This is a genomic window from Glutamicibacter sp. NPDC088483 (assembly GCF_044753145.1).
Classification (GTDB): Bacteria; Actinomycetota; Actinomycetes; order Actinomycetales; family Micrococcaceae; genus Glutamicibacter.
The window spans coordinates 79,278-99,693 of record NZ_JBIVMP010000006.1; the positions used below are offsets into that span (position 1 = coordinate 79,278).

The 20,416-nt window shown below is 65.1% G+C and carries 22 protein-coding genes and 1 pseudogene; 7 read left to right on the plus strand and 16 right to left on the minus strand.

Annotation, left to right across the window (positions count from 1 at the left end):
- Nucleotides 1–131 precede the first annotated feature (131 nt).
- The 6 genes from ACIP6G_RS13510 to ACIP6G_RS13535 all read right to left on the minus strand — a co-directional run bounded on the left by ACIP6G_RS13510 (nucleotide 132) and on the right by ACIP6G_RS13535 (nucleotide 3,462).
- Nucleotides 132–290 (minus strand): hypothetical protein, encoded by a 159-nt coding sequence (locus tag ACIP6G_RS13510; protein WP_400290678.1) that lies wholly within the window; start codon nucleotides 288–290, stop codon nucleotides 132–134.
- A 78-nt stretch (nucleotides 291–368) separates the two neighbouring features.
- On the minus strand, nucleotides 369–950 hold the full coding sequence (locus ACIP6G_RS13515; protein ID WP_400290680.1) for a recombinase family protein: 582 nt from the start codon (nucleotides 948–950) through the stop codon (nucleotides 369–371).
- A 156-nt stretch (nucleotides 951–1,106) separates the two neighbouring features.
- Nucleotides 1,107–1,709, minus strand: a complete 603-nt coding sequence (locus ACIP6G_RS13520) for a hypothetical protein (protein WP_400290681.1) — start codon at nucleotides 1,707–1,709, stop codon at nucleotides 1,107–1,109.
- A 77-nt stretch (nucleotides 1,710–1,786) separates the two neighbouring features.
- Nucleotides 1,787–2,326 (minus strand): hypothetical protein, encoded by a 540-nt coding sequence (locus tag ACIP6G_RS13525; protein WP_400290682.1) that lies wholly within the window; start codon nucleotides 2,324–2,326, stop codon nucleotides 1,787–1,789.
- A 117-nt stretch (nucleotides 2,327–2,443) separates the two neighbouring features.
- Nucleotides 2,444–3,286 carry a hypothetical protein gene (locus tag ACIP6G_RS13530; RefSeq protein ID WP_400290684.1) on the minus strand — a complete coding sequence of 281 codons (843 nt, stop codon included), beginning with the start codon at nucleotides 3,284–3,286 and terminating at the stop codon, nucleotides 2,444–2,446.
- Nucleotides 3,283–3,462 carry a hypothetical protein gene (locus tag ACIP6G_RS13535; protein ID WP_400290686.1) on the minus strand — a complete coding sequence of 60 codons (180 nt, stop codon included), beginning with the start codon at nucleotides 3,460–3,462 and terminating at the stop codon, nucleotides 3,283–3,285. Before ACIP6G_RS13535 ends, ACIP6G_RS13530 begins: the two co-directional genes overlap by 4 nt.
- 168 nt (nucleotides 3,463–3,630) lie before the next feature.
- Between ACIP6G_RS13535 and ACIP6G_RS13540 the strand changes: the two genes are divergently transcribed.
- Nucleotides 3,631–3,870, plus strand: coding sequence for a hypothetical protein (locus tag ACIP6G_RS13540; protein WP_400290688.1), 240 nt, complete (start codon nucleotides 3,631–3,633; stop codon nucleotides 3,868–3,870).
- Nucleotides 3,871–3,952: 82 nt separating this feature from the next.
- On the plus strand, nucleotides 3,953–5,392 hold the full coding sequence (locus ACIP6G_RS13545) for a type IV secretory system conjugative DNA transfer family protein (RefSeq protein ID WP_400290689.1): 1,440 nt from the start codon (nucleotides 3,953–3,955) through the stop codon (nucleotides 5,390–5,392).
- A 71-nt stretch (nucleotides 5,393–5,463) separates the two neighbouring features.
- Here the strand turns inward: ACIP6G_RS13545 and ACIP6G_RS13550 are convergent, their stop codons facing one another.
- From ACIP6G_RS13550 to ACIP6G_RS13565, 4 genes are read right to left on the minus strand one after another with little or no spacing between them, the layout of a single operon-like run.
- Nucleotides 5,464–5,997, minus strand: a complete 534-nt coding sequence (locus ACIP6G_RS13550) for a hypothetical protein (protein ID WP_400290691.1) — start codon at nucleotides 5,995–5,997, stop codon at nucleotides 5,464–5,466.
- Nucleotides 5,998–6,019: 22 nt separating this feature from the next.
- Nucleotides 6,020–6,241, minus strand: a complete 222-nt coding sequence (locus ACIP6G_RS13555) for a hypothetical protein (protein ID WP_400290693.1) — start codon at nucleotides 6,239–6,241, stop codon at nucleotides 6,020–6,022.
- A gap of 14 nt (nucleotides 6,242–6,255) precedes the next feature.
- Nucleotides 6,256–8,160 (minus strand): relaxase/mobilization nuclease domain-containing protein, encoded by a 1,905-nt coding sequence (locus ACIP6G_RS13560; protein ID WP_400290695.1) that lies wholly within the window; start codon nucleotides 8,158–8,160, stop codon nucleotides 6,256–6,258.
- A 2-nt stretch (nucleotides 8,161–8,162) separates the two neighbouring features.
- Complete coding sequence (locus ACIP6G_RS13565) at nucleotides 8,163–8,669, minus strand: hypothetical protein (RefSeq protein WP_400290697.1); 507 nt, start codon at nucleotides 8,667–8,669, stop codon at nucleotides 8,163–8,165.
- 161 nt (nucleotides 8,670–8,830) lie between these two features.
- Between ACIP6G_RS13565 and ACIP6G_RS13570 the strand changes: the two genes are divergently transcribed.
- On the plus strand, nucleotides 8,831–9,061 hold the full coding sequence (locus tag ACIP6G_RS13570; protein WP_400290699.1) for a hypothetical protein: 231 nt from the start codon (nucleotides 8,831–8,833) through the stop codon (nucleotides 9,059–9,061).
- Nucleotides 9,062–9,787: 726 nt separating this feature from the next.
- On the opposite strand, the gene ACIP6G_RS13575 is transcribed toward ACIP6G_RS13570, so the two are convergent.
- Both ACIP6G_RS13575 and ACIP6G_RS13580 read right to left on the minus strand, forming a co-directional pair.
- Nucleotides 9,788–11,743, minus strand: coding sequence for a phage/plasmid primase, P4 family (locus ACIP6G_RS13575; protein WP_400290700.1), 1,956 nt, complete (start codon nucleotides 11,741–11,743; stop codon nucleotides 9,788–9,790).
- Between the two features lie 98 nt (nucleotides 11,744–11,841).
- Nucleotides 11,842–12,159: a helix-turn-helix domain-containing protein gene (locus ACIP6G_RS13580; RefSeq protein ID WP_400290702.1), complete on the minus strand. Its 318-nt coding sequence runs from the start codon at nucleotides 12,157–12,159 to the stop codon at nucleotides 11,842–11,844.
- Between the two features lie 215 nt (nucleotides 12,160–12,374).
- Here ACIP6G_RS13580 and ACIP6G_RS13585 point away from each other — a divergent pair, with 215 nt between their 5' ends.
- Nucleotides 12,375–12,758 carry a helix-turn-helix domain-containing protein gene (locus ACIP6G_RS13585; protein WP_400290704.1) on the plus strand — a complete coding sequence of 128 codons (384 nt, stop codon included), beginning with the start codon at nucleotides 12,375–12,377 and terminating at the stop codon, nucleotides 12,756–12,758.
- A gap of 386 nt (nucleotides 12,759–13,144) precedes the next feature.
- Nucleotides 13,145–13,546: a hypothetical protein gene (locus ACIP6G_RS13590; RefSeq protein WP_400290706.1), complete on the plus strand. Its 402-nt coding sequence runs from the start codon at nucleotides 13,145–13,147 to the stop codon at nucleotides 13,544–13,546.
- A gap of 106 nt (nucleotides 13,547–13,652) precedes the next feature.
- Here ACIP6G_RS13590 and ACIP6G_RS13595 read toward each other — a convergent pair whose 3' ends face one another.
- Both ACIP6G_RS13595 and ACIP6G_RS13600 read right to left on the minus strand, forming a co-directional pair.
- The gene (locus ACIP6G_RS13595; protein ID WP_400290707.1) at nucleotides 13,653–14,324 is read right to left on the minus strand and encodes a hypothetical protein; all 672 of its coding nucleotides are present in this window, start codon (nucleotides 14,322–14,324) and stop codon (nucleotides 13,653–13,655) included.
- A gap of 81 nt (nucleotides 14,325–14,405) precedes the next feature.
- The gene (locus ACIP6G_RS13600) at nucleotides 14,406–15,434 is read right to left on the minus strand and encodes a hypothetical protein (protein ID WP_400290709.1); all 1,029 of its coding nucleotides are present in this window, start codon (nucleotides 15,432–15,434) and stop codon (nucleotides 14,406–14,408) included.
- A 506-nt stretch (nucleotides 15,435–15,940) separates the two neighbouring features.
- Here ACIP6G_RS13600 and ACIP6G_RS13605 point away from each other — a divergent pair.
- The gene (locus ACIP6G_RS13605; RefSeq protein WP_400290711.1) at nucleotides 15,941–17,230 is read left to right on the plus strand and encodes a hypothetical protein; all 1,290 of its coding nucleotides are present in this window, start codon (nucleotides 15,941–15,943) and stop codon (nucleotides 17,228–17,230) included.
- Nucleotides 17,231–17,444: 214 nt separating this feature from the next.
- Here the strand turns inward: ACIP6G_RS13605 and ACIP6G_RS13610 are convergent, their stop codons facing one another.
- Nucleotides 17,445–17,621, minus strand: a complete 177-nt coding sequence (locus ACIP6G_RS13610) for a hypothetical protein (protein WP_400290713.1) — start codon at nucleotides 17,619–17,621, stop codon at nucleotides 17,445–17,447.
- Nucleotides 17,622–17,878: 257 nt separating this feature from the next.
- Nucleotides 17,879–19,420 carry a recombinase family protein gene (locus ACIP6G_RS13615; RefSeq protein WP_400290714.1) on the minus strand — a complete coding sequence of 514 codons (1,542 nt, stop codon included), beginning with the start codon at nucleotides 19,418–19,420 and terminating at the stop codon, nucleotides 17,879–17,881.
- A 29-nt stretch (nucleotides 19,421–19,449) separates the two neighbouring features.
- On the opposite strand from ACIP6G_RS13615, the pseudogene ACIP6G_RS13620 reads away from it, so the two are divergent.
- Nucleotides 19,450–20,415 (plus strand): annotated as a pseudogene (locus ACIP6G_RS13620) (CpaF family protein); the annotation flags it as partial.
- Between the last annotated feature and the right edge of the window lies 1 nt (nucleotide 20,416).

Consider the following 20,416-nt stretch of genomic DNA (forward strand, 5'->3'; position numbering starts at 1 on the left):
AGCTGAAGTCCTGATCGAAAGGTTGATTCGACGGTTACTCGAATTCAGAACTATGGTCGCTCGACGGGCATGGCTTCGTCGAGCCACTCTATGGGCGAGCTGCCCAGCCCGTCGGCCAAGGCCGCCGCGGTCTAGCGCCACGAGATGAGCTCAGCGTTCGCGAGTCCGGGGTCGCCGTGTGCCAATGCCGCCGCGGCCGCATCGGTGAGTTCCTTCGCGCAGGTCTCCCGATCGGCTGCTGGCAACTCCAGCATCCAGGGGAGCGCTGCGCTCATCTTCTCGACGTCCATGGGTCCAATCCTATGCCAGCACCCTGGCGCGGGGAACTGATAAGAGGCAGGGCCAAGCCCAGGGAGCCCAGCCCTGCCTCAGTCCTCGGAATACGCGCCGTCTCCGTTCAGCGCGGTGTACACGGTCTGCCGGCTGACTCCGAGCTCCCGGGCCACGACGGCCTTGGGGACGCCGCGGGCGATGAGCTCGCGTGCAGTGAAGAGCTGCCCGTCGGTGAGCTTCGGCTCGCGCTCGTACGCGCCCCTGGCCTTGGCGATGGCGATGCCCTCGGCCTGGCGTTCCCGGATCGTCGCGCGCTCCAACTGGGCTACGGCTGCGAGGATCGTGAGCATGAACTCTCCCTGCGGCGTGTTCGTGTTCAACGCCGGGTTGTCCACGAACTCGACGGCGACGCCCTTGGCCTCCAACTGCTCGACGAGGCCGAGCAGGTCCCGGGTCGACCGCGCCAGCCGGTCGGGCGACTTCACCCGGACCACGTCGCCGTCGCGCACGTAGGCGATCATCTCCTGGAGCCGCTCCCGGTCTCCGGCGCTCTTCCCTGAGGCCTTCTCGGCGAACAGCCGATCGACCTCTCCGATGGCTTCGAGCTGCCGTGCGTCGTTCTGGTCGGCGGCGCTGACGCGCACGTACCCGACCACCTGTCCCTTGTGTCCAACCATCTCTAGACCTCCTCATCACTTGTGTCGAATGCGTGCAGAACCGACCTCGTTGGACGTCGCTGCGGGCAATCTGCGTTGTGTCCTTCGGGGTATACCCGATTGGACGATCATCGACTGGGTCAAATGCGTGATCGTCAACCTGCCGAGCATCTGCCCTCAGCCGACGACGAAGTCGGCCACGGTCTCGCCGGCGTCTGAGCACAGCGCGGTGAACTCGTCCTTGGCGGCCGCGACGCCGGTGCCCGCGGTCTCGGTGAAGCCGACGCGGATCGTCGACTCCGTCTTCTTCATGGAGCTGGTCTCGCTGTCGGCGTCCCCGATCCACGGGTCGACGCCGTCCCAGAGGACCTGCTCGTCGCCCAGCCGGCCGCTCGCTTCGGTGACGACCTGCCCGGTGCAGAGGACCTCCTGGTAGGTGATCTTCTCGCCGTCGACGTGCCAGTAGGTCAGCCAGGGGCCGACGACCTTGGGCGGCGAGAGCAGTCCGCCGCTGCGGTTGGCGACGACGTAGACGGTGCCGGTCTCCGGTGCCAGGTCGACGAGCGCGGCCTTAGGAGAGGCGCTCTCGGCGGGCTCGGTGCTCCTGTGCTCCTCGGCACCGCTGGGAGCGCTGCTGTTCCGTGGCTCCGGGGCGCTGGTCGCGGGGGACGACGCAGGGGCTTCGTCCTTGGGCGCTGCTTCGACGACGACGCAGCCGGTGAGAGCGAGCGCCGCCAGGGCGAGGCCTGCAGCCGCGCCGATGGTCTTGTTCGTGGTCATGATGGGGATTCCTTTCCGTGGAGGGGATTCGGCTGAATGGCCAGGTCGGCGGCCGGGGAGTAGAACGAGCGGCTCCGTCAGTTCCCTTCGGCGTCGGCCGAGGGAGCCTGGGTCCTCACCTGGACGCCGCTCTTCGACTTCAGCTTCGCGGCCAGCCCGCCGAAGAGGTTGGGGGCCACGATCAGCGAGGCGACCAGCGCGGCGGCCGCCCCGGCGATCCACACGTTGTCGAACACGCCCAGCACCACGCTCAGCCCCCAGCGGGCGACCATGAAGGCGACCGTGTAGGCCAGGGCCATGGCAGCCAGCCGCCAGATCGGGCTCTTGGCCTGGAACTCGTGGAACTCGCGCAGGAAGGTCTTGATGTTCCCCGAGGTGGCGGCGAAGTCGCCGCCCTTCTTCTCCGGCAGGACGATGAGCCCGACCTTGGCCATCATCTGCACCATCTGGAAGAAGAAGACGGTCAGGCCAGTCGCGGCCAGGTCCAGCATCCCGGCGTTGGAGATCGCCCAGGCCGCCATGCCGACGGCCCCGCAGGCGAGCAGGGTGCCGAGGACGGTCCACGCGTGGTTGTCTGGACCCCGGTCGATCTTGATGTTGACGTTCTGTTCACTCATCGGACTGCGCTCCTTCGCTGTTCTCGATTCGTCTCGGTGCGGCTCGGCTCGGACGCCTCCCCGTCTCTCGCCCCGGCTGACGCTGCGCCGGCCGGGTTCTCTGCGGCGTTCGTCCATTCAACGGCTCGTTCCTCCCTCGTCCTCGAAGACGATGAAGTCGTCCTCGTTCTCGAAGACCGGTTCGTCCTCGGACGGATCAGGTGGCATCGGTGGATCCTCGTGTTCGGGTACTGCCGCCGGGACGTCTCTTCCATCGCCAGGACCGGACCTTTCCTCCGGACCGCTCCGGTGGCCGGCGAACGGCGCGAGGACGACCAGGTCCTCGTCCGCGACCTTCGTGAACGTTCCGTCGGCATTCTTCTTCGCACTGGCCTTGCCGATGCCGGACCGCGGCTTCACCGCCGCCCACCCGGATTCGCGGACCAGCATCCCGGTCAGGAGCAGCCCCAGGCCGGATTGGACCCACAGCCAGGTTGGAACGAGGACGGGAAGGTGCACGTGCAGCGCCGGAGGCCAGGCGACGAACCACGCGCCGGGCCCGAGCCCGGACAACTGGTGGACGGCGGCCCCGCCTCCCAGCAGGAGCAGGCCCGCGGCGAACCACGGCCACGCCCACAGCCGGCCGAGCCTCGGTGCGCTGCGCCAGAGCAGGAAGTAGACGCCGGCTGCCAGCAGGGCGGCGGGCCCCAGGGCCAACCAGGCGAGGGCGTAGAGCAGGGGCACTGCGATGAAGCGCAGCAGCCGTTCTCCCGAGCCCTCGTCGGTCGCGAGCATGCGCCGGAACAGCGGTGGGGTGATGTCCTCGTGCCGCGACGAGTCGGCGACGCCGGTGCGGGCCAGCCGCGCGGCGCGGGCCGCCCGCCGCTGCAGCAGCTCGGAGCGCCGACGCCGCGAGGTCCCGGGCCGGGAGCGCGCCAGCAGCCAGGCGCTGCGCTCCTTCTCCCACCGCTGGGCGTTCACGGCCGCTCACCTGCGGCGCAGGGCTCCAGCTCGGCAATGGACTGCGCCGGCAGGCAGGCCTCGAACTGGTCGACGGCCATGCCGCTGCCGAACGAGCCGCCGGCGACGAAACCGAAGAGGTAGATGCCCGCGATGGCGATGAGCAGCGCGGCGAGCTTGAATCCGATCTTGCCCATGGGACGCCTGCCTTCCAGGTCAGGGGTGCCCGGACAGCACGAAACGCCGGACACCCGTAGTCGGGGTCGATCGACCAGTGTCGATCAGGCGGCTCGTCTCCGCCTCGGCGTGCTTCTATTCTAGACTGCCGCCTTGAATTAAATCAAGCCTTCCGAGATGATTGATTCATGAGGATCGAGATCGATGACGAGCACGCAGCCCGACTGGCCAAGCTCGCTGATGGCGCGGGGATGTCGAGCGCGCGCTGGGTGCGCGGGGCGGTCCTCGCGGCCGAGACCGATCCATTGCTGGCGGCGAAGATCGCCGAGATGGCCCCGGCCAGCGCCCACGGCGGAACGCGCCCAGGTGCTGGCCGGCCCAGAAGACCCGAAGGCGGCGACGCCGCCGATCCCCGGCAAGGGGCGTAGGACGCCACGAGACGGCGGTAGAACGAGGCCCAGGGACCCCTGGCGCACCTCGACGAACGGAGGAGATGCGGGAGGGGCAGCCATGAGAGCTCCCACCGGAAAGAATGCAGCGCAGCACCGGGGCGACACCCCGTACGCGGGCCTGGTCCTGGTCGACCAGCCCGCCGACGACGGCAGCGGGATCGAGCCCAACGCGGGGCAGAAGGCCGGGCAGATCGCCGCCACGGCACCGCACCTGGCGGTAATCGGCAAGACGGGCTCGGGCAAGACGAGGTCCTGCCTCGGGCCCAACGTGGTGCTCTGGGGCGACCGCCCGGTCGTCGCCATGTCTTCGAAGGGCGACCTCGCCGAGCTCACGATCAGGCAGCGGGCCCGGACCGGCCCGGTGTACCTGCTCGACCTGTCCGGGGAGGTGCGCGAGTCCGAGCTGCACGGCATCGACGTCCGGCGGGTCGTGGCCGACCCGTGCGCCCTGGTGTCGAACGACGACGAGGCCGCGAACATGTCCAGCCTGCTGCACGCGGTCGGTACCTTGGGCGCTGGCGGCACCGGCGGCTCCAGCGACGAGTCGGCGCAGTGGAAGGCATTGGCGACCAGGCCCCTGGCGAACTTCCTGCGCGCCGGCGGCTGGCTGCCGGACCCCGAGGACCCGACCGGGGAACCGCTCTGGGGCGGAGGCATCGCCTGGGCCCTGGCCGCGGCCGAGGACATCGGCGGCGACGAGGACCAGTCGGACCCCGACGCCCCGGTCGACTACGCGACGCCGAACTGGGACACGGCGTACCTGCGCTCGAAAGCGCTGCTGCGCTCGCGGCACGCGCAGTCGCTGCTGGCGGCGAAGCGGCGGGACCCGAGGCAGCGGGACAGCGTGGCGATCAACTGCCTGATGGCGCTGACCCCGTGGACGCTGGAGTCCGTGGCCGGCGACGGCTCGGGTATCCCGTTCCATCCCTCGATGCTCGAGGAGCGCGGCGCGACGCTGTACATCGTGTCGCCCTTCGACGGCAGCGCCGCCCCGGCCGCGACGGCGGTGATCATGCAGTGCATCAACCACTGGCGCAAGCGCGTCGGGCGGCTCGACCCGCTGCTGATGGTGCTCGACGAGCTGGCGAACGGCGCGCCGCTGCCTGCGCTGCCGCAGATCGTCGGCGAGGCCCGCGGCCTGGGGATCCGCATGGTCGTGGGCCTGCAGTCCTCCAGCCAGTTCGAGCCGCGCTGGGGGAGCGCCGGGCTGAAGATCCTGCGCGACACCTTCCCGGCGGTGCTGGTCTACCCGGGCACCGCGGCCGCGGAGAAGGACTTCCTGGAAGACGCGGCCTGGGCGGCCGGGGAGGAGGAGCGCACGACCTCGTCGACCGATGCCACCAACCGCGCGTCCAGGTCACGGGACCGCGTCGAGGCGCAGAGCGCGGCGGAGCTGCTGCCGCGGCGCAGGGGCCAGGCCCGGCTGCTGGTGGGCGGCGGGCCCGGCCTGCTCGTCTCCGTCCCCGACATCGACTCGACCAGCCTGCGCGCGGGCTGACCCCGAGGCAGCGAGGAGGGCCGGGACTGCTTGATCCCGGCCCTCCTCGCTGCCCTCCTTCCGTCGAGCCGCTACCTGCTCATGCCGTGGCTGCGCTCCTTCTCGATCTCCTTCGCGGCCCGGTTCGCGGCGCTGGTCTCCGCGCGGGCGGCCCGCAGCTCGTCCCGGATCCGTTCGCGCCCGCGGCCCGCGCCGTCCGGCTCGTGCTCGTCGGCCTGGTGCTGCTCGCGGTCCTGCTCGCGCTGCTCCAGCCGCGACTGCTCGGCCTGTTCCTGGTCGGTGCGCTCCTGCTCCTGCTGCTGGCGCTGCGCTTCTTCCTGCGCGGCCCGGTCCTGTTCGCGGGCCTCGGCCTCGGCTTCCCTGCGCTGCTGCTCCTGCGCTTCCCGGCGACGCTCCTGCTCCAGAGCCGCCTGGCGGCGGGACTCCGCCCAGACCTCCTGGCCGCGCCGCTGGCGCTGGGCCACCTGCTGCCTGGCCTGCTGGAACTCCTCGGAGCCCAACGCCTGCTCGCCGAACCGGCGCTGCACGGCCCGCTGGCCCTGCGTCGCGAGCAGGCGCTGCATGCGCGCCGCCTGCTGCTGGTCGATGTTCTGGTTCTGCGCCATCGTTCTTCCTTTCCCTGTGGTCCTACTGCGCCGTGCTCCGGCGCAGCTGCCGTGCCTCCTGGCGGTACCCGCGGGCCCGTGCCCTGGTCTCCTCGACGGCGTCGAGGTCCTGGTAGTGCGACCGGCTCGGCCGTCCTCCGGCTATCCAGCTTCCGTGCGAGAACGCCTCGGCCTCGTCGGCCTGCCGTTCCAGCGCCCGGGCCATGGCGTCGAGCCGGTCCGCGCGGTCCTTGCTGCTGATCATTGCTTCACCTCCCTTCACATCCCGTGTCCGTGGTCCTGGTCCGCCTGCCTGCTGCGGTCGTTGGCCTCGCGGCTCTCGGAGCGGGCCGCGTCGAGCCGGCGCTGCAGCGGGGTCCTCTCGGCCTGCGCCCCGGGCGTGTCCTTCTCCAGGGTCCCGGAGTCGAGCTCCTGCTCCAGCCGACGGTGGCGGTCCCGGTGGTAGGCGCGTTCGTGCCGCATCTCGTCGCGGACGTCGCGCTGCCCGACGGGACGGCCGAAGGGGTGCTGCTTCTCGTCTTGGCGGATCGCCTCCTCCAGCCGCTGGTCCTCCTTGTAGGACAGATCCTTGAGCTCGGTCTTGTCGACGTAGAGCTCGAGCTGCTCGCGCAGGCCCGGTTCGAGCCGGGAGGAGATCTTCTTGAGCGTCAGCCGTCCCAAGCCGCCGCAGGCGCGGATGCGGGCCACGAAGGCGGCATCAGGCCGGTACCCCGCATCGCGGTAGTCCTCTTCGAGTGCCGCCAATCCGTCCAAGCGCCGCTGCATGCTCTCCGAGATCCCGGCGCGGCGGCCCGCGCGGAGTCGCGACCGGAACGCTGGCGGCGCGGGGGCTTCGGACTCTTCCTGGATCGGAGGTTCCTGCGGCGGATCCAGGGGTGATCCAGCGGATGCCGTCCGGCTCCTGTCGCGGGCGTCGTCGTTCACTGCCCGTTCCTGCCTTGCCAGCTCCTGCTCGTGCCGCAGCCGCTCGAACTCGGCCTCGTACTCGCTGCTGCCGAGCCAGTCCTGCAGTCCCTGGACCGGGTCCTTCGTCTCCTGCTGCGCCAGTGCGGCGCGCTGGAGCTCGGCGTTGCGTTCCATGGCTTCCTCCACGTCCGCGACGCGGAACCCGTCGCCGAGCCGCTGGCCGCGGCGGGTGTGGGCGCGGGAGTGCTCTGCGAGGGTGCCGTCGGGCTGCCCCAGCATCATGCCGTAGCCGACGTCCTGTCCGCGCGGGGCTACTGTCACGCCGTGCTCGCGGCCGATCGCCGTCGCGTCGTCCCAGGACTGCAGGCGCGGGTCGGCGAGCGTGCGGCGGATCCGCGCTTCGAGCTCGATCTCGGAGAACCGTTCCTTCGGGGGAGCGGTGCCGATTTGGGCGGCGATCTCCCGGTCGCGCTCGTTGAGCCGGTACCGGTCGAACTCGCGAAGGCGGCGTTCCTGCCGCGCCTGCGAGGCTGGTACCTCTGAGTGGCGCTGAAGGCGCACGGACCCTTCGGCTGCTTTCAGCTTGCGCTGCAGTTGGCTCGGGGAGAGCTCCTTGCTGGCGGGGTCGGCGAGCACGGCGGAGCGGGCTTCGTCCATGGCCTGCTGCGCTGCGGCGGAGCTCGCCTTCATGTCGGCACGCTGCTCGAAGCCCTGCTCGGCGAGCACGCGGTCGTGGGCGAGCGCGAGGCGGGCGTGGGTGACGAGGTTGCTGTCGATGCTCTTGCCGGTCTGCGGGTGGACCGCGCCGATGATGAGGTGGTTGTGGACGCATCCGGAGCGCCCGGAGACCTCGGTGGCGATGAGCACGGGATGGCCGGGGAAGCGGTCCTCGGCCAGCGCGCGGCCCAGGCGCTGGGCGGTGTCCCAGGAGGCGGGGTCATCCGGGTCCAGCTCGTCGTGGCCGAAGCTCTCGACCAGCGAGTAGGCCTCGACGTAGCGTGACTCGTAGAGCGTCCGGCCCTTGGCGTCCTTCAACGGCACCGGCCGGCCCGCGGCGTCGCGCACCGCCTTCCCGTTCTCGTCGACCGCGCAGCGCGGCTGCATCCCGTCCTTGCCGTGCAGGGCGCGGATCTCGGCGAGGCGCTGCTCGAACATCGGCACGGCGGCGTTGAGCGCGGAGATGGCGACTGCGCCCTTCTTGGCGTAGCTCTGCGCGCGCCCGCTGGTCCGCGTCGACTGGGAGGAGACGATGGCCATGGTCAGTCCCGTCCGTGGTCGGCTTCCGCGTCCGCTCCAGCCGGGTGTCCATCGACGAACGCCACGAGCGCCGCCTCCATGCGGGCGACCGCGTCCTTGGACTCCTGGACTGAGCGGAAGGCGTCGCGGAGCTCGGCGGGGGAGACGCCCTGCTCGAAGTTGAGCTTGCGGGAGATGTTGTAGAGCGAGCCCTGCGCGCGCGACAGCCTGTTCCGGCACTTGCTCAGACCGTCCCAGAGCTCCATCGGGACCTCGACGGTGCGCGAGGGTGTCCACGTCTCGGGCTGGCCGGCCATGGCCCGGGCGGCCTTCTCGTTGCCGACCAGGAGCAGGCGCACCGCGTCGGAGAACTTCACGTCGTCCGCGTCCACGCCGCGCATCTTGGCGAGGGAGGATCGCATCGAGGCGACGGCGGCCTCCTCGGCAGGACCGAGGCGCAGGGCGCGACGGGTGCCGTAGTTGACCGGCTTCGGCCGACGATGCTTGCGGGGGACGGGAAGAGCGGACATGGGCGGAATCCTTCGATGGATCCCATGCGTCCGGCGTCCGGGAGAACTGAGGTCGCCACCACCCAGAACGATTGAGGTGTGGACAGTGGCGATGATGCGACCTGCTGTCATCCCAGTCTAGGACCGACCCGTACACCCTGGCAACAACGGCGAGGACCAGTTTGATCCGTCCGACAGATGACCTCGCAAGCTCGGTCATCGTCGTCCGGATCCTGGTCCATCGCGCTGCGCGCTCTCCGAGGAATCCGGCTCCGCTCGGCCCCACCCAGCTCGTCGCTCCGCGCCTCGCTGGGTCCCTCTGGGCCGGCTCCGCCAAGCTGCTGTGCGCTGCGAACCTGGCGGCGAATGGAGCGCAGGACAGCGAGAAGCTGGGCACAAGCTGGCACTCGTAGGCCGGACCCGATGCCCGAGGCGGCCTTGTCGAGGTCCACGTATGGTCCTGCCGTAGCCCTAGTCGGGACCGGAAGAAGACCCGAATCAGGACATATGACGAATACCAATAGTGCGTCGCCCCGGTATGGTCCGTTGAAGGTCTCGCCGAGGTCTCTGACAGGGCCGCAGGTGGGCTTTCGCTGGTCCCGTTCGGGGCGCGGTGGGACCGGAAAGAGGCCAGGTCTTTCTCGGGTCTTGTTGCGGTCTGATGATGGTCCGCTGCCGGTCGCATCTTGGACCAGCAGTGGACCAGCAAGAGACCCGGAGGAAGCGCCGTTCCTGCCACGTGCGACGAGTGGCCTTTTCTGGGACGGAGATGGGCCAGAGCTGGCCACTACGAGACCAGCAAGAGACCTATACATGACACTCGTGCATTCCCAGATGATCAATTCCTAAATCCGACCCGAGGTGAAGGGTGGATTCTTCACTCGCATCAGATCAGAAGAAATTGAAGCGCATCTGGAGCGGGCGCTAACCCCACCGTAGTCCGGGAGACCGAGGGCTATCCGCTGTGCTCGTTGCCGTGAGCGCTGCGAGGCGCTCTCCAGACTGCGTAGCGTCTACAAGCAGCCGCACCTCCAGCCATTCGGCACGGGCACGGTACTAGATCGCCGACTCGCGGAAGTACTGGAGACAAGCCATCTTGGTTGCGTTCTGCGTGCTCGCGTCGCAGATGACGGGGCTGCTCATGCTGCATCTCCAATCGGGTCGACGGTGTGGTCGTCATCGGCCTCGGCTTGCTCGATCGCGGCCCGCGTCCTCTGCTGCTTTGCAATGCAGACTGCCTTGGCGGCAGGGTCCGGGCCGCTCGCGCCGCCGGCCGCCATCCAGACCTCGTAGACATCGCGGCGCATGAAACCTCGCACCTGGCGTGGAGCGGACTTCGCCAACGCATCGCCTCCGAAACGGCCGCGCTCGGCCTCGTACTGCCACTTGTTCACGTCGTCGACGTAGTGGAACTCGTCAAGCACGGGCTCGCGCTCGGTCAGCCAGTTGCGCGTGGTGAGCTTGCGATCGGAGCCGTCGGAGGCTTGGGGGACGACCCACGAATCGGCGTCGAAGCACTCCTTGGCCTCCTTGGTGAACTGTTGGGCCTCCACGGGATTGGAGCTTCCGCGGTTCTCCTTCAGCCACGCCACGTATAGCGCTCGGACCATGGGAAACGGAACGAACGGTCGGACAAACTCGTCCTTGTACTCCTCGAAGAACGCGAGCACGGTATTGGTCCGGACCTTGTGCTCCTTCAGCGCCTGCTTGACGCTGGACGGCTCCTCGAGCTCCCAAAACTTCGGCATCTCGACCAGCACCTTGTACGCCATGTACTCGCACACCTCGCGGCGCTGGAGGTAGTCGTCCTTGATCGCCTTGATCTTGACGCCGTCGTCGAAGCGCTGTGTCATCGGGACGATGGCGATACGGCGATCCATCGACTTGGTCTTGTCGCGGAAGTTCAGCTCGCCGTTCAGAGTCAGGATAGTCAGTAGCGTCGGCTTGTAGGTGATCGGGTCCTTGTGCTTTCGGTCGATCTCGATCGGATCGTTCGTAATGATCGATTTCAGGTCCGTAGCGTCCTTGATGAACTCGCCCACCGGGGTCTCATCGGGGATGTTCAGGCGCGCGCCGATCAGCTGCGACTTGCCGAACTGCGAGCCGTAGCGCTTGAGCGGCACGCTCCGGCAGTTGCGGGAGCCGATCATGGCACGGATATGCGCCAGGATCGTGCCCTTGCCGTTCGACCCCGTCTCGGAGAAAAGGCACGGCATCTTCTGCCAGTCGTGGGCGGGCCGGAAAGCAGCACCGATGACGTGCTGGATATAGGACCGTGTGCCCTCATCGGGGACCGTATCAACCCACCACTCGTCGTAGTTCCACGTCTTGCCGTCCTCGCGGACGATCGTGATGGCGGAGTCGGGGTGCTGCCGCTCGATCAGGTCGGTCTCCGAGTGACGGGCGAGGAACACATAGTCGGGCGAGAACGGGATCCGCTCATCGTTCCTGTAGTCGTAGATGAGGTTGCCCATCACGACGAGGTCCGTGTTCTGGTTCTCCGGGACCTTGCGCGCGAAGCCTCGTAACGCGCGCTCGAATTCGGCCAGCCACTTGCCGTCGTGGACGAAGTTGTACTGGCGCGCTAGGTCGTCGAGGAGGCCGAGATCGACGCGACGGTACAGACCCACGAAATCGCCAGAGTCCTTGTAGATCGAGAGAATTCCGAGGCCGTCGTCCTGCTGGGTGCCGCCGGGGGTCACCTCGGCCACTCGGTAGAGGCGGTCGACGACCATGGCGACCTGGACGGGCAGGAGTGCCTTGAGCAGCGGCAGCTTCTCGATGGCGACCGTCGTCTTCATGCTCTCGATCTTGCTGACGCCGTTGACGAACGCCAGCAGCTCCTTCTCGATCTCGCCAGGGGCCGGCGGGTCGTTGCGGTCGATGGCGTCGAGGTACTTGCTGGTGCAGACCCTGACTACCTCGTTCTGCGGGGCGATCTCGCCATCACTGGAGAAGTGCTCCACGGCACTGGTGTAGGCGTCGGCTACCGGGTTGGCGACCCGCGCGGGCCCTTCGGCGACGTCATCCGCGAAGACCGGAACCACATCGTCCGGCTCGTTGTCCTGATCATCGTCTCGTGAGATAATGGACATAAGAAGTGATCCCTTCTTCTGTTGCCTGGCGTATGAGCTCCCAACTCGGTCAGGCGATGAACGACTTATTGCAAGGCCCCGCCTCGGCGGGGCCTTCTTCATGCGGCAGCGAGGAGTCGGCCCAGCTCGGCCCTGCGCTCGGCGCTGAGGCGCGGCCAGTTCGAAACGATCTGTGAAGCTAGCGCGGCCAGATCGTCGAGGTCGGCGGCGGGCTTGGGCGCAGTGGACGAGGCATCACCGATAGGCTTGGCGATCAGCGGGAGGTCGCTCTCACGGATCCTGTAGGCATTTCCCACTTTTACCGCCGGCAGCGTGCCGTCGTGGATGCGCTTCATCAGAGTCGTTCGGTCGCCGTAGTTGGCGTCCTGCAGCTCGCGCAGAGGATAGAGACGTTCGAGCGTCGAAGGGGTGGCCATGGCGGAGTCCTTTCGTCGGGCCGTGTAGTCCCGACTGCAGCGTGCGCCATGCACGGTCGGTTTCCGCCAGCCCTGGGTCTCTGTCGCCAGGCGTCTTGGTCGCATCCTTGGGATGCACCTGCTACCAGTCTAGTCGATTTTCTGTGAATTCGACAGTCTCAACGTCGACTAATGTGGGAATCACAGCGTTCCGCTCAGACACCAGGAGATCCGTCATGCCCGAGGCAATCAAGGTAGAGTTCGCCCGTCGGCTTCGCCAGGAGAGGGTCGCGGCCGGGATGTCCCAGACCGAATTGGCGCGGCGCATCTCCGAATGTCTGGGCACAGCTGTTGACGGTTCGGCGATCACGCGGATCGAGAGTCAGGGGCGATCGGTCAAGCTCGAGGAGGCCGTCGCGGCGGCGCAGGCGCTGGGAGTGCCTCTGGCCGTTTTGGTGAGCGGCGAGTCGCCCGCGGAGGCTCGGGTCGACGAGCTGCGCCGAAGGCTCGAGCTGCAGCAGAATCGGGCGGATGCGGCCGAGGCAGAGTTCCGCCAGGCGCAGGCGGCGATGGTCGCCATAGAGCAGGAGATCGACCAGATCAAGGCCCAAGGAGACTGAAGGCCCCGCGTCGTGCGCCGTCCACCGCTCGGTCGCGGGAGTGAGGCAGCGGCTGCGCTGAGCCAGGGCTGGATCGCATACTGCCTCACATGAAATCACTGGTCAGGCTGGCGATCAAGGCGCGGTGAGGCAGGAGGCAGCGATTTGCGGATTTTCCCTGTGTTTGTGCGTGCGCGAGTGCGCGTGTGTAAAAATCGTTGAATTCACTGCCTCACTGCCTCAAGTAGATAGAGATATGTTTGTGACCTGGTCATTTACATGAGGCAGTACATGAGGCAGCGCGCGAGGCAGCGCCGATTCGGCCTGTCGCTGCCTCACAGCTACCGCCCCAAAGTCCTCCCCTCGCCCCTCTGGCTGACCAAGTTCCTCACACGTCGGCCGAAGGCATGGCCTTAGCACGCGCGCCAACTGCCTGTCGCCCCCGCCGTTTCGCTGCCGCGTCCACGCTCGAAGGTAAGCCACCGCCGCTTCCTCCGACCTCACGGGCCTTCGCCGACGCGGTCACGCACGACAGGCAGATCGCGCAACTCAAGGTCGACGAGCTCTCCTACGCGCCATCCGGCCTCGGGCACGAGCTCGACGCCGACGACCTGGGCGCGATCGAGCACGGCATTAGCGCCACGACGGTCGACGACCTCGTCGCCATCGCCGCTGTGCTGGAGGTGACGTCGGCCGTGCTGCTTTCTCACCTCTCGCTCGAGCATACGGGCGTGGGTCCGTGTTGCCTCCGGCGTGCTCAAGGTCGAATCGATTGTGCTGGCCTGGATTTCGTGCCCCAGCAAACCTAATCAATTGCCTGGCGGATTGTTGTTGCCTTGAAAACGGGCGAAAAATGGCGGACGCGTGGAGCAAAAAGCAACCGTCCAAGGAGTGCTTACTGCCGAGGCAGGTGCCTTACTGGCGACCGACGGAACGAGGGTGAACTTCGAACCCGAACTGCGTCCCCGCCTCGCCCAGCGCGTGGTTCCTGCCGGAAACGGCAATCATTTCCCAGAGGCGCTCGATGGCAAGGGCGATTCGTTCATGGAGCGAACGATGGAAGGAATTCCACAGATCATTATCCGACACGGAATTCATGGCCTCACTGAATAAGTCCTTGATCTCCGGTTCGAGCATCACAGCGTCTTCGATGCGCTGCCAGTGTTCTTCGGGGCTTTCCCATTCCTGCGGCGCGTCTCCAAGGACATCTAGATAGTAGAAGCGACCGCTTTGCCCGTACCTGCCCAGCGCCGCGATTAAAGGCTTGACTACGAAATCGTCCTCAACGGAGGAGAGCAGACCACGAACATATGCGGACTTATCCGCTGTTCGCTTCCTGAGTTCGTCGAAGACGGCATCATGCATGTCTACGAGGTTGTGCCCGTGCGATTTCATCTGCGCCTTCGACGGCCACTTGCCATCGCGTTCCAGATCGACGAGCCCCAACGTCAGCTTGTAGAGCTTCTCCACGCCGATGGAAAGCATGGTGAAGATGGGATCTCGTGTGGTTTCGACGAACGCTGCGGTTCGCATCGCCCGGATCCCGTAGGCCAGTAGATTGCGAGTTGAATTCATTTCAGAGATCAACGCGAAGGATTGATCGCGGCTGAGGTTTCCTATCATGAGAGCCCCTTTTTTGTTTCGGATGGGTAGTTAAGCAGGAACGGATTACACGTAGATCGCTATCGGGATCACTTTGAACGAAGCTCCGTGGATCCGAGCCGAAAGGTCGAGGCCGAAGGCCATCTCACCCGATGACTTCGCCTTCTCCAGGCGTTGTTCGACCTGCCCCATCATCGTGCCGACGAGTGTTTCAAAGCTTTCGACAGGGATGGAGCTCAGGAGCTTGTTGCGTTCAAGAGTCGGCCTGTCGTGTGCAACCGACTCCGCGACCTTTCCCAGAACGGTGAAACGGCCGTCGAGGACCCGGTCTGTGTCCTCGACGGTGAAATAGGCAGCATCGCACATAGTTATCGCTGTGACTTGATCGTCGTCCAAGCCAAGTTTCCCGAAGAACTCCCGTGTTCCATCGCTGCGGAAGTCCTTACGGATCGCCCGCGTGATGGACTCCGCGAGCTCGGCTTTGGCTTCGACCCGGAACCCCGTTTCGGCAAAATAGGCCTGCCGCGCCTCGTAATCGTCCCAGCCACTAAATGCCTCGAGCGCTTGCTGCTTGGTCAGGTACCTAACGATAGAAGCCACGAGTTCCGGAGACAGTACGTCTAGGAAGGAAGCCATCTGGTCCGGCTTGAACTCAGCTGTGTACTCGACCAGATCACCGACTTTCAGGGTCTCCGCGTCGCTTAGAGTCGCGACAGTGTGCAGCAGCCCGAAATGGCGCAACGACTCGCGAACGACATGCAGATAATATGCCTGGGTGTATTCCCAGACCGACCGGCGATTCTGGGTCGAGGCTTGTGCCTCGGTAGATTCCCCACCTATGGACATCCTTGCAGTGAGCCCTAATTTCGACCCGAGCCAACCGATGTTTCCTGTGCCCTCCGCCGAGCCGTCAACCGCCGTAGTCTCCGTCGCGGTATTGGTTCCGTCGCCTTCAGTCGTATCCTCTTTTACCAGCGGGGCTCGGTAAATCTGCTGAAGTATGCCGCTGACATGATCAGGATTCTGATAGACCGTGACTGTGGGCGCTGTCGGTTGTTGATTGGACGAGGTGTCCTGAGTCTTTCGGGTGGCCATTCTCTCCCACTTTCTGAATATTGCCCTTCAGTATAGGAAAGAGAAGGGACAGTTTAGTTTGAGACGAAGGCCAGGCACTTTGCGTGCGAACAACGAACACTTCTGCTGTTCAGAAAATTCGAATACAGCTGTATCAATGAATCATTAGTGGCACTGTATGAAAATACTCATCCTACGTGTGCATTCGGTTCTCGTCGGCCGCGACATGGTCACGTTCCACGGTTGACCTCGGAGCGCTGGAGCTCAAGGACTGCGTTTCCTAGGTGGATTCGCGGTGGGTGGCGAACTTTAGACGAACAGCCGTCAAGAGGAACACCGGAAACCGGCTTAGACGCCAAGATGCTCCTGGCATCACGAGGTCATATGCCACGTATACCAAATCTCAGCAGTTCGTGAACACGACCCATTGTCCAATGGCCTCGCTTAGCGATAAGCCAGCAATTTCATAAAAACTCCGGCTGGCTGAAGCGGAATTGCTTGTCGTTTTCGCCTGATATTCTTCGTGCATGGGCGAAGACACCGAATTCCAAGATGACCCGACTGACCGGGTCGAACTGGTCAGCGACGGCGAAAACCTCCTCATTGTTGGCAAGGACCGGCGCAGCGTTGAGTCGTTTCTTCACGAGAAGGGACTGGCTGAAAAGGCCCGGGAGCTCGGCCAGCGCCAGTTCAGTTCGACGCTTCGAACTTCGGCCCAGTATCTGGAGAGAATATCCAGTACCGTCGCTGAATCGAGCCTCTGGCTGAAGATGACACCGGAGTCCGCAAAAACCATCAAGAAGTTTGGACTTACGGACAGCGGTGTCCCGGGCGTCTCCTATGCAATGGCTGGCAGTCGGGGCAATATCCGGGAATGGATCAAGGTCGACACGACTAATCGTGCGCAGCTCGCGAATCCAGCAATCCTGTCCGGAACTGCGGCAATGCTTTCACAAGCTGCCCGCCAGCATGAAGCAGCTGAGCTCCGGGATCTGCTGGCATCGCTCGATCACAAGCTGGACAAGGTGATTCAAGGACAAAAGGATGAACTAGTCGGCGATCTGATTGGCATCGAGCGTCAGGTCCGAACTGTCAAGAACAGGGTTGAAGCCGAAGGCAAGCTCGACTCGCTGACATGGTCGTCCCTCGCCGGTACCTCGGTCGGGCTCAGGCAAGTTCAAGCAAAGGCCTTGCTGAAACTACAGGCGATCGCAGGAGATCTTGAGTCAAACATGCGATTCGGCGATCTCCACCAGATGCTGATCGAATCCAAAGTGGAGGTGAACGAGTGGCTTTCCGTCCTGGCGCGTTGCACGGCGGCACTCGACGACCTGGCTGTACTCGAGCTGGACTATCTGGCCGTGCTCGAGCCACAGCGCCTCGATGCACGCCGCGCGACGCTGGATTCCGAGCGCCATGACGACCGCATCGAGCTGGAGAATGGGATTCGAATCTTGCTGCAACGCCTGGACGACGCTGCGCAGACTGCCAACGAGAACAAACTCTTCCATCGTCGGGGTGTCCCCAAGGCCCTTGCTTCGATCAAGACGGCGCGCGGCCTCGTTGAGCGGGTTTACGATGTGCTCGGCTTCGACGTCCATGGGGATTCGGTTGATCCTACTACGTGGCGCGAGGCACTGCTCCAAGCAAAGCAGTGGAAGAACGGTCTGCATGAGGGAGGGACGTTGGCGTGGGAGAAAGGCAAGCCCGTAGCCGGAGGGCTCGCTTTAGCAGCGGCATCGGTTGCAGTGGGTGTTGTCAAAGACAAATTCGAGTCCTCGAAAGATCCGATGAACCGAGAAGACCGGAAGGGATAGAATCTCCGCATGCACGGATGTATGCGGCGCGTTCGTGACAACAATTGCCGCAGTGCCTTGCAGCCGCAGCCGCCTGTTTCCCGGCTACGTGCAAAGCAAGAACAACGCGAGTCACGAGCAATCTGACCAACGAGTCGTCAATTGACGTTCAGCCGTGGCTTCTGCACAGCCTAAGGTTATCGGAAGCCATACCCTTAATTGCCGCAAAGATGGATTAAGCAGCTTCAGAACCGGCCTTCTCGGGAAACGCCTCGTTTGACTTCATTGCCAACGCCGCCGCCAGCCGGCCGCGCATGTCATCAGTGAATACGGGGCGGGTGGCGAGGAAACGTTCGATCGATGCTTCGAGGTACTTCTCGGCGTTGTTCTGCTCGGCGACTGCAGTGGGCATGACGGTCCCTTCAGGACGTGTCATCCGGAGCCGGGTCCGTCGTGGCCGTATCGCCGATCCATTGACGGGTGCGGCGGTCGCCGCTTGCTCCATCCCGGGTCGAGCGTCAAAATGGGAAGTGTTCGGGCCGCTCGTCCCTGCGCTTTGTCGTCGTTGGCCCCGCGGCCGATCTTCGCGCTGATCCCATTATAAAAATTCATGGCGACAGGCGCAGTCCTCCTCGGCGGCAGCGTGTCGCACTCACGGTGAAGTGGCGATCAGCCGCCAGCTCCGTCCCATTCGACCCGGATGCCCCTGTAGGGATTCGCCCCCGAGGCCGAGAAGGCCCCGGGACCGATCTTGTCCACCGTGATCGTCAGGCCGGTCATCTCGATCAGGGCGCGGAGGAGCAGCCGCTTCTTCTCGACCGTAGCGGCGTCCCATGCGGCGGCCGCCGAGGATCCCGTGAATTCGTCCAGCCCATCGGCCGGGCTCGCCGACCTCAGCCTGGCCTGCTCGGCCTCGAGCTGCGTCGTCAGCCGGGCGTTCTGGCGGCGGAACTGCTGCTCGTCCATGCCGCCCTCGCTGGCCGGCGTCATCACCAAGTCGGAGAGCAGGGCTTTCCTCGCCTTGATCTCCTCGATCCGCTGCTGGGCTTCGTCCACGACCGCCTGGTCGCCTCCCAGCATGCGCACGCCTTCGGTCTCCAGGAGCCGGACGACGTGCCGCTCGACGAACTCGTCGACCACGTTCATCCGGCGGGTGATGCCGTGGCACCCCTGGTGCGCGCACGTGTACTTGGCGTGGTAGTGGCGCTCCCGGCTCGGCGACTGCGAGCCGTCAGCGCGTTTGTAGCCCTTCACGGTGTACGTGTAGCCCTTCACTCCGACCATGGGCCTGCCGCACGCGCCGCACAGGACGATCCACGTCAGCAAGTACTTCAGCGCGGTGTCGCCCTTGTTGGTGATCCTCGACGGGTCGGTCAGCTTCGCGAGGACCCTTTCGTGGGTCTCCCGATCGATGATGGGCTCCCAGGCCGCTTCGAAGAGCTGGGGCTGCCCGACCCACTGGCCGTCCTTGAACTCCTGGTGCTTGCGGTAGCCGGCCTGGGTCCACCGCATGAGCATCCGGCGCAGCGTCTGCGTCTGCCAGGCGTTCCCTGCGGCCGTCTCGATTCCACGGGCGCTCAGGTCCTTGGTGATCGCCCAGAGGCTCTCGCCGTCCAGGACCCGGCGCGCGCACTCCCGGATGACGGCCGCTTCGGCCGGGTCGACGACCAGCTGCTTGCCGGAACCTCGGATCGTGGAGCCGTCCTGGTCCGCGGCGAAGCGGTAGCCGAACGGCCGGGGCCCGATGTACCGCCCTGCCTCGGCCATTTCCTTGTGCTTGGCGCGCTGCCGCCGGGCGATCGTCTCGGCTTCGAGCCGGGCGAAGACGCCCTTCATGCGGGCCATGGCCCGGCCCTGCTCGGTGGCGAGGTCGATCTCGCCGCCGACGCTGGCCAGGCTCAGCCCGAGCCTGTTCGCGTGGTCGATCCAGTCCTCGAGCTCTCGCGGCTTCCTCGTCAACCGGTCGACGTCCCAGACCACCACGGCGTGGACGCGACGGTTCTCCACGGCCCGCATCATCCGCTCGTAGGCCGGCCTCGGCTTCTTCTTCGATGCGGAGACGTCGTTGTCCGTGAAGACCTCGACGACGCGCCATCCGAGACGCTCGGCGAGGGCATGGCAGTCCTTTTCCTGGCGCTTGACTCCGAGCCCCTGGGCCTCGGAGTCCCGCGAGATCCGGACGTAGATCGCGGCGTCGATTGGACTGGTCATGGGTCGATTCTAGCAAGAGTAGTTTTGAAGTTCGTGAGCCACATCAAGTATTTTGCGCCAGAGGTGGCCAAAGCGAACTGACCCACATACGCATGGAATCGGCAGAAATCGCGGCTCTAGTAGAACGCATGCTCAAAACGTCGGGCAGGCGTCTGGACCTTTCCCAGCCATTCGTCGACTGCCAATTGCCTGATGGGTCTCGTCTTCACGTTGTGATTCCAGACATCACCCATGAGCATTGGGCCATCAACATTCGTAAGTTCATTGCTCGCGCGGGAAAACTTGAAGATCTAGTTGAGCTGGGAGCCTTGAGCGAACAAGCAGCGAGGTTCCTTTCTACGGCGATCAGTGCCGGTCTGAATGTCATCGTTACTGGCCCTACACAAGCCGGCAAAACGACAATGCTCAACTGTCTGGCATCAGCGATCGGCCCCAGGGAACGCATTATCACCATCGAGGAAATCTTTGAGCTGAATCTTTCACTGAGAGATGTCGTTGCAATGCAAACTCGCCTCGCCAATCTTGAAGGCACCGGTGAAATCACGATGCGCCGGCTGGTCAAGGAGGCCTTGCGCATGCGCCCGGAACGGATCATTATCGGCGAGGTCCGCGAAGCAGAGTCCTTGGATATGCTCATTGCCCTGAACTCGGGAATCGCGGGGCTATGTACCTTGCATGCGAATTCTGCCCGCGACGCTATCACAAAAATTTGCACTTTGCCGTTGCTTGCAGGACCAAATATCACCAGCGACTTCACCATCAAGACCGTGGCTGCATGCATTGACCTTGTGGTTCATTGCGTGCGGAGTCCACAGGGCCATCGCTATGTCAACGAGATTCTCAGCGTGCGCAACCGCGTGGAGGAAGGACAAATTGAGTCCTCGACGCTATTCGAGCGGCAAGCCGATCGCCTGCTGCCGGCTCGGGGAGCCGATTGGTCCCATGAAAAGTTTGATGTCGCTGGAATCAATATTGCCGATTTGATGGCGGTGTAGC

What these genes read in the sequence shown, in the direction of transcription:
- ACIP6G_RS13560 (WP_400290695.1), bottom strand. Translation starts at nt 8,160, where the DNA reads ATGGCCATCGTCTCCTCCCAGTCGACGCGGACCAGCGGGCGCGCGCAG.
- ACIP6G_RS13615 (WP_400290714.1), bottom strand. Translation starts at nt 19,420, where the DNA reads ATGACCAGTCCAATCGACGCCGCGATCTACGTCCGGATCTCGCGGGAC.
- ACIP6G_RS13590 (WP_400290706.1), top strand. Translation starts at nt 13,145, where the DNA reads ATGGCCTTAGCACGCGCGCCAACTGCCTGTCGCCCCCGCCGTTTCGCT.
- ACIP6G_RS13610 (WP_400290713.1), bottom strand. Translation starts at nt 17,621, where the DNA reads ATGCCCACTGCAGTCGCCGAGCAGAACAACGCCGAGAAGTACCTCGAA.
- ACIP6G_RS13535 (WP_400290686.1), bottom strand. Translation starts at nt 3,462, where the DNA reads ATGGGCAAGATCGGATTCAAGCTCGCCGCGCTGCTCATCGCCATCGCG.
- ACIP6G_RS13550 (WP_400290691.1), bottom strand. Translation starts at nt 5,997, where the DNA reads ATGGCGCAGAACCAGAACATCGACCAGCAGCAGGCGGCGCGCATGCAG.
- ACIP6G_RS13605 (WP_400290711.1), top strand. Translation starts at nt 15,941, where the DNA reads ATGGGCGAAGACACCGAATTCCAAGATGACCCGACTGACCGGGTCGAA.
- ACIP6G_RS13510 (WP_400290678.1), bottom strand. Translation starts at nt 290, where the DNA reads ATGGACGTCGAGAAGATGAGCGCAGCGCTCCCCTGGATGCTGGAGTTG.
- ACIP6G_RS13565 (WP_400290697.1), bottom strand. Translation starts at nt 8,669, where the DNA reads ATGTCCGCTCTTCCCGTCCCCCGCAAGCATCGTCGGCCGAAGCCGGTC.
- ACIP6G_RS13525 (WP_400290682.1), bottom strand. Translation starts at nt 2,326, where the DNA reads ATGAGTGAACAGAACGTCAACATCAAGATCGACCGGGGTCCAGACAAC.
- ACIP6G_RS13540 (WP_400290688.1), top strand. Translation starts at nt 3,631, where the DNA reads ATGAGGATCGAGATCGATGACGAGCACGCAGCCCGACTGGCCAAGCTC.
- ACIP6G_RS13575 (WP_400290700.1), bottom strand. Translation starts at nt 11,743, where the DNA reads ATGTCCATTATCTCACGAGACGATGATCAGGACAACGAGCCGGACGAT.
- ACIP6G_RS13580 (WP_400290702.1), bottom strand. Translation starts at nt 12,159, where the DNA reads ATGGCCACCCCTTCGACGCTCGAACGTCTCTATCCTCTGCGCGAGCTG.
- ACIP6G_RS13600 (WP_400290709.1), bottom strand. Translation starts at nt 15,434, where the DNA reads ATGGCCACCCGAAAGACTCAGGACACCTCGTCCAATCAACAACCGACA.
- ACIP6G_RS13585 (WP_400290704.1), top strand. Translation starts at nt 12,375, where the DNA reads ATGCCCGAGGCAATCAAGGTAGAGTTCGCCCGTCGGCTTCGCCAGGAG.
- ACIP6G_RS13545 (WP_400290689.1), top strand. Translation starts at nt 3,953, where the DNA reads ATGAGAGCTCCCACCGGAAAGAATGCAGCGCAGCACCGGGGCGACACC.
- ACIP6G_RS13515 (WP_400290680.1), bottom strand. Translation starts at nt 950, where the DNA reads ATGGTTGGACACAAGGGACAGGTGGTCGGGTACGTGCGCGTCAGCGCC.
- ACIP6G_RS13555 (WP_400290693.1), bottom strand. Translation starts at nt 6,241, where the DNA reads ATGATCAGCAGCAAGGACCGCGCGGACCGGCTCGACGCCATGGCCCGG.
- ACIP6G_RS13520 (WP_400290681.1), bottom strand. Translation starts at nt 1,709, where the DNA reads ATGACCACGAACAAGACCATCGGCGCGGCTGCAGGCCTCGCCCTGGCG.